Annotated in this window: 3 protein-coding genes and 1 pseudogene; 3 read left to right on the plus strand and 1 reads right to left on the minus strand. The window is 73.0% G+C overall.

The features are described 5' to 3' along the window. Positions 1–1,376: CHAP domain-containing protein (locus ACWEPF_RS36245; RefSeq protein ID WP_452175953.1), on the minus strand; the 1,376-nt coding region annotated here is incomplete at its 3' end. Positions 1,377–1,686: 310 nt separating this feature from the next. On the opposite strand from ACWEPF_RS36245, the gene ACWEPF_RS36250 reads away from it, so the two are divergent. The 3 genes and pseudogenes from ACWEPF_RS36250 to ACWEPF_RS36260 form a co-directional block, all read left to right on the plus strand. Continuing rightward, positions 1,687–2,520 carry an FAD binding domain-containing protein gene (locus tag ACWEPF_RS36250; RefSeq protein WP_452175954.1) on the plus strand — a complete coding sequence of 278 codons (834 nt, stop codon included), beginning with the start codon at positions 1,687–1,689 and terminating at the stop codon, positions 2,518–2,520. Further along, a complete protein-coding gene (locus ACWEPF_RS36255) occupies positions 2,517–5,324 on the plus strand; it encodes a molybdopterin-dependent oxidoreductase (RefSeq protein ID WP_452175955.1) in 2,808 nt (935 codons plus the stop codon). Before ACWEPF_RS36250 ends, ACWEPF_RS36255 begins: the two co-directional genes overlap by 4 nt. 104 nt (positions 5,325–5,428) lie before the next feature. Continuing rightward, positions 5,429–5,743 (plus strand): annotated as a pseudogene (locus ACWEPF_RS36260) (PucR family transcriptional regulator ligand-binding domain-containing protein); the annotation flags it as partial. Positions 5,744–6,684 lie beyond the last annotated feature (941 nt).

A 6,684-nucleotide genomic window follows, 5' to 3' on the forward strand; every position in this document is an offset into this window, starting at 1 on the left:
TCCTTGGTGGCGAGGTAGGCGCGGTTCTCGGTGTAGCCGAGGTCGTAGTGGGGGGACATGGAGGAGGTCCAGGTGGTGCCGTCGAAGCGGTCGCAGAGTGCCTGGTCGCCGGTGCCGACGCGGCGGCAGTAGGAGACGGTGCCGTCCGAATTGGCGATCCAGGAGCGGTCGTTGGCGTAGCCCCAGTCGTTGGGCGGGGAGTAGGCGCTGACCCAGCCGGTGGGCTTGAGGACGTTGCAGACCAGGAACTGGGAGCTGGGGTCGCCGGCGCGTCCGCAGACGGCGGGGCCGTCCTTGGTGGCGAGGTAGGCGCGGTTCTCGGTGTAGCCGAGGTCGTAGTGGGGGGACATGGAGGAGGTCCAGGTGGTGCCGTCGAAGCGGTCGCACAGGACTTGGTCGCCGGTGCCGACGCGGCGGCAGTAGGAGATGCTTCCGTCCGAATTGGCGATCCAGGAGCGGTCGTTGGCGTAGCCCCAGTCGTTGGGCGCGGAGTACCTGCTCACCCACCCGGTGGGCTTGAGGACGTTGCAGACCAGGAGTTGGTAGCTCGGGTCGCCGGCCCGTCCGCACTCCGCCGGGCCGTCCTTGGTCGGCAGGTACGCGTAGTCGGCGGAGTCCACCGTCGTCTGCACGTACCGGGTGGTGGGGGCGGAGCTCCCGGCGGCGTTGCGGGCGACGACGGAGTAGCCGTAGCTCTGCTGGGGGGACACCTGGACGTCCAGCAGGCGGGTGCCGGTCACGGTGCCGATCAGTACGCCGTTGCGGCTGATCTGGTAGTCCGTCGCGCCAGAGGAGGCTCCCCACTGGAGGTTGACGCGGGAGCCGTGGACGAGGGCGGAGAGGCCGCCCGGTGCCGGGGGGACGGGCGGGGGCGTCGGGCCGCCGCCGATGTCCTTGAAGTGGATGTACTGGAACGTCCCGGTCGCGACGGTCCGCTCGTTGTAGGTGCCGTTGTAGCCGTAGTTGTACTCCTCGATGGTCACGGTGCCGTTGCCCACCGACTCGACCCAGGCCACGTGTCCGGACGACCAGGCGACGGAGCCCACGGCGGGGGTGTTGTCGACCCGGATGCCGAGGTCGCGGGCGCGGTAGCCCCAGTCGCCGGCGTTGGCGTGGAACGGGATCTCGTAGCCGTTGCGGCTGTGCAGCCGCCAGGCGGTGAAGCTGGTGCACTCCCGGTTGTACATGCGCCAGTCGTCGACCACCGAGTCCATCGGGACGTTGCGCCACTTCGCCGGGTAGTCGTCGTTCCAGGCGTGGGCCACGGGGTGGGCCACCACCGAGAGCAGGGCGGTCAGCAGGATCGTCAGGAAGACGCCGAGGGTGCGGCGGAGCGCTCTCCGGCGGTCGTGCGGGACGGGTGTCGCGGATGGCATCGAAGTCTCCTCCGGTCGTCACGCCGTGTCGCGGTCTGGCGACGGCGGGTGTACGGGGGAAATCCTCGGGGTTGGCCGATGATCAGATCGGCGAACCGGCCGATATCCGTCAGACGCGCTACTGCCCGAACCGGCAACGGTTCCAGGGGATTCGGAACGGGGCGCTCCCGGTGCGGCCTGTGCTGGAGGATCACCCAGGCAAGACCGCCTGGCCTGGTGTCACGGCCCACTCGTCCCGTCCTCGACCCGAGGGCTTCAATCGCTCTGACGGCAGGTCAGGGACGACAAGCCGGGGACGGGAGGAGCGCCGATGGACCTGCACACGGTGACGGAGGTGTGCGACGCCCGGCGGTACGGGAGCTGGCGGCCCGGCGATGCCTGGCTGGGCGGCGGCACGTACCTGTTCTCCGAGCCGCAGCCCCACCTGCGGCGCCTGGTCGACCTCAGCCGGATGGGCTGGCAGCCGCTGGCCCGGACGCCCGACGGCGGACTGGAGATCGCCGCCACCTGCACCGTCGCCGAGCTGTCCGCGTACGGGAGGGGCGCCGAGTGGCGGGCCGCCCCGCTGGTGGAGCAGTGCTGCCGGGCCTTCCTGGCCTCCTGGAAGATCTGGAACCTCGCCACCGTCGGCGGCAACCTCTGCAACGGGCTGCCGGCCGGGCCGATGATCTCGCTGACCGCCGCACTGGACGGGGTCTGCCTGCTGCGCGGTCAGGACGGCGGGTACCGGCGCGTCCCGGTGGCCGAGTTCGTGGTCGGCGCCGGAAGGACCGTCCGCGAGCCCGGTGAGCTGCTGCGCTCGATCAGCCTGCCGGCCCGGGCACTGGCGGCGCGCACCGCCTTCCGGCAGTCCTCGCTCTACGGGCTGGGCCGCTCGGGCGTGCTGGTGATCGGTGCCCGCGACCCGCAGGACGGGTCCCTCACCCTGACCGTCACCGCCTCCACCGTCCGCCCGTTCCGCTTCTGGTTCCCGCCGGAGCCCAACGCGGCGGCCGTCCGGGAGGCGGTGGAGGACGGCATCCGGGGCGACGAGTACTTCGACGACATCCACGGACTCCCGGACTGGCGACGGCACATGACGCTGCGTCACGCCGAGGAGATCCGCAGAGAGCTGAACGACGGGAACGAGGAGGCCGCGCGATGAGCTATCGCGTCCGGGTCAACGGGCAGGACTTCGACACGGAGCCGCGGGGAGGCCAGTGCCTGCGCACCTACCTGCGCGAGCGCGGCTGGTTCGGCGTCAAGAAGGGCTGCGACGCGGGGGACTGCGGTGCCTGCACCGTCCAGGTGGACGGGCAGCCGGTGCACAGCTGCCTCTACCCGGCGGTGCGCGCCGAGGGGCGTACCGTCACCACCGTGGAGGGCCTGGCCGAGGGCGGCGAACTCCACCCGGTGCAGCAGAAGTTCCTCGACGCCCAGGGCTTCCAGTGCGGCTTCTGCACCGCCGGCTTCCTGATGACCACCTCCGCCGAGGCCTTCGATGAGGAGAAGAAGGCCGACCTGCCGAGGGCGCTCAAGGGCAACCTCTGCCGCTGCACCGGTTACCGGGCGATCGAGGACGCCGTGAACGGTGTCCGGCACACCGAACTCCCGTGCGCGGGCCAGGCGGTGGGGCGCAGCCTCGGTGCCCCCGCCGGTCCGCAGGTGGTGACCGGGACGGCCCGGTACACCTTCGACGTGGAGGTGGAGGGCCTGCTGCACATGAAGCTGCTGCGCTCCCCGCACCCGCACGCCCGGATCGTCTCGATCGACACCTCGGCCGCCCGCCGGGTGCCCGGCGTGGTGGGCGTGTTCACCCACGAGGACGCCCCGGCCAAGCTGTACTCCTCGGCCCGGCACGAGCACCCCACCGAGGATCCGGACGACACCCGGCTGCTGGACGACGTGGTCCGCTTCGTCGGCCAGCGGATCGCCGCCGTGGTGGCCGAGACCGAGGGCGCGGCGGAGGAGGGCTGCCGGCGGATCGTGGTCGAGTACGAGCAACTCCCGTACGTGCTGGACCCGGAGGAGGCCATGCTGCCGGGCGCACCGGTGATCCACCCCAAGGGCCCGGAGTCGCGGATCGCCCGGGCGGAGAGCAACGTCTGCGGCGAGGCGCACGGCGAGATGGGCAGCGTGGAGCAGGGGTTCGCGGAGGCGGACCTGGTGTACGAGGAGACCTTCCGGACCCAGCGGGTGCAGCACGCCAGCCTGGAGACGCACGGCTGCCTCGCGTACTTCGAGGAGAGCGAGGAGCCGGGCGGGGAGGAGCGGATCGTGGTGCGCTCCTCGACCCAGGTGCCGTTCCTGACCCGGCGGGCGCTGTGCGACCTGTTCGACCTGCCGTTGGAGAAGGTACGGGTGGTGGCCGGGCGGGTCGGCGGCGGGTTCGGCGGCAAGCAGGAGATGCTCACCGAGGACATCGCGGTCTTCGCCGCGATGCGCCTGCACCGGCCGGTGAAGCTGGAGTTCACCCGGGCCGAGCAGTTCTACGGCGCCACCACCCGGCACCCGTTCCGGATCACGGTGAAGCTCGGCGCCAAGCGGGACGGCACCCTGACGGCCCTGCAGTACCGGGTGGTCTCCAACACCGGGGCGTACGGCAACCACGGCCCTGCGGTGATGTTCCACAGCATCGGCGAGTCGATGGGCGTGTACCGGGCCCCGCACAAGAAGGTCGAGGCCTACTCCGTCTACACCAACGGCGTGCCGGCCGGGGCCTTCCGCGGCTACGGGCTCGGCCAGGTCACCTTCGCGGTGGAGTCGGCGATGGACGAGCTGGCCCGCCGACTCGGCCTCGACCCGCTGGAGTTGAGGGAGCGGAACATCATCGGGCCGGGCGAGCACATGGAGGGCCCGCTCGGCGAGGAGGAGGACCTGCACATCGCCAGCTACGGCCTGGACCAGTGCCTGAACGTGGTGCGCGACGCCCTCGCCGGGGACACCAGCGCCGAACTCGCCCCCGAGGGCTGGCTGGTGGGCCAGGGCTTCGCCATGGCCGCCATCGCCTGCGGCCCGCCCGGCGGCCACATCGCCGACGCCACGGTGAAGCTGCTGGAGGACGGGACGTACGACATCGCGGTCGGAACCGCCGAGTTCGGCAACGGCACCACCACCGTGCACAAGCAGATCACCGCGGGCGCGCTGGGCACCACGGTCGACCGGATCGGCATCCGGCAGTCGGACACCGACGTCGTCAAGCACGACACCGGGGCGTTCGGCTCCGCGGGCACGGTGGTGGCGGGGAAGGCGGTGATGAAGGCCGCCAACGCGCTGGCCGAACAGATCGTCAGCTTCACGGCCGAGTACGCCCGCACGCCGCGCAGTCAGGTCCGGCTGGGCGCGGAGGCGGTGGAGTGCGACGGGCGGACGGTGCCGCTCAAGGAGGTGTTCGAGGCCGCGCGCGGACGGGGCGTGGAGCTGCGGGCCGACGGGCACTTCGGCGGCTCGCCGCGCTCGGTGGCCTTCAACTCGCAGTGGTTCCGGATCGCGGTCGACCCGGACACCGGGGAGATCCGCATCCTGCGCAGCGTCCACGGCGCCGACGCGGGCAAGGTGATGAACCCGCTGCAGTGCCGGGGCCAGGTGGAGGGCGGGGTGGCGCAGGCGCTCGGCGCGACGCTCTTCGAGCAGGTGCTGCTGGACGGGCGGGGCGAGGTGACCACGGCCGCCTTCCGCCGTTACCGGCTGCCCGCCTTCGCCGATGTGCCGCGCACCGAGGTGCACTTCAGCGAGACCTCCGACGCCATCGGACCGCTGGGCGCCAAGTCGATGTCGGAGAGCCCGTTCAACCCGGTGCCGCCGGCCTTCGCCAACGCACTGCGCGACGCCACCGGCATCCGCTTCACCGAGGCGCCGTTCCTGCGGGACAAGGTCTGGCGGGCGCTGCACGAGGCCCGCGAAGGGGGCCGGACTGTGCGCGCCTCCGAGGCGGACGCGGCGGACGGGGCGGTCGCTCGGAGGAAGTGACAAGAGGGAAAGACGGTTCGGCCGCTTGCATCTACCATGCAGAACTGCGTGATCTCCTGGCATCGGCGAGAGTGGGCCAGGGCGCGGAGCACAAGGAGCACCACATGATCGTCGGGGACCTGCTGGACCTGGCCGACCTGCACATCGAAGCGGCCTGGGCGCCCCCCGCGCTGCTGGCCACCGAGGTCACCGGAGTCACCTCCACCGACCTCCAGGACCCGGCCCGCTACCTCCAGCGCGGCGAGCTGGTGCTCACCGGGCTGGTCTGGTGGCGCCCCGAGGACGGCCCGGCCGCCGCCTCGGCCGCGCTGCGCTTCGCCAACGCGCTGCGCAGCGCGGGCGCCGCCGCCCTGCTGGCGGGCGAGGGCACCCACGGCGCCGTCCCGCCCGAGCTGGCCGAGGCCTGCCGCCTGCACGGCGTCCCGCTGCTCTCCGTCCCGGCCGGCACCAGCTTCCGGGCCGTCACCGACCGCGTGTACCTGCGGCTCTGGGGCGAGCTCGGTGCCCCGGAGGAGGGCGCGGCCGCCCTGCCGGCGGCGGTCCGCAAGGACCTGCTGGCACTGCTCGGCGCGGCCGCCCGCGCGGCGGTCGAGGGCCCGGCCGGGGGTGCGGTCGGTGCTGGGGCGGTGGTTGACGGACCGTCGGGAGGTGCGGAGGCGGGCACGGCCCCGGTGCGCGACGCCGTGCTGGGGGAGGTGCTGGCGCGCGCGGTGAACCGGCTCGGACTGCCGGGCTGTGCCCTGCTCACCGGCTCCGGGCGGGTACTGGCCGCCTCCTCGGCGGAGGCGGAGGCCGAGGTGGTCGCCACGCTGGGCGGTGGCCGGGGCAGCGGAGTGGTCCCGGTCGGCCCGCCCGGTGACACCCCGTTCGACGGCTGGCTGCTGCGGACCGCCACAGAGCCGGGACCGGCCGTCCGCGCCCTGCTGATCGGGCTGGCCGAGCTGCTCGCCCCCTCGGCGGCCCGGGCCAGGGCGACCACGGCGGCCCAACGCCGCACCGCCGCCCGCCTGGTCGGACTGCTCGGCCCGGACGGCGGCCCCGGTCTGGCGGAGGCCCTGACGCTCTGTCGAATCCCGGCCCGGAAGGCGCTCACCCCGGTGGTGGTCCGCGCCGAGGGCGCCCCTGAGGGCTGGGCGGTCGCGGCACTCGCCGAGGCCCTGCACCTGGCGGGCGTGCCGTTCGCCGCCGCCCCCGAGTCGCCCCACCCGGCCGCCACCTCCTACGAGCCGGGTCCGCAGGAGGCGGAGCCCATCGAGGCCTCGGCCGCCGGTGGCCGGGCCTCCGCCGAGAGCAGGCGCATGGCGATCTCGTTGCGCCCCATTTCGAGGGAGAAGATGACGCTGGGCAGCCCGTTGGTGAT

The sequence above is a fragment of the Kitasatospora sp. NPDC004289 genome (assembly GCF_053602875.1).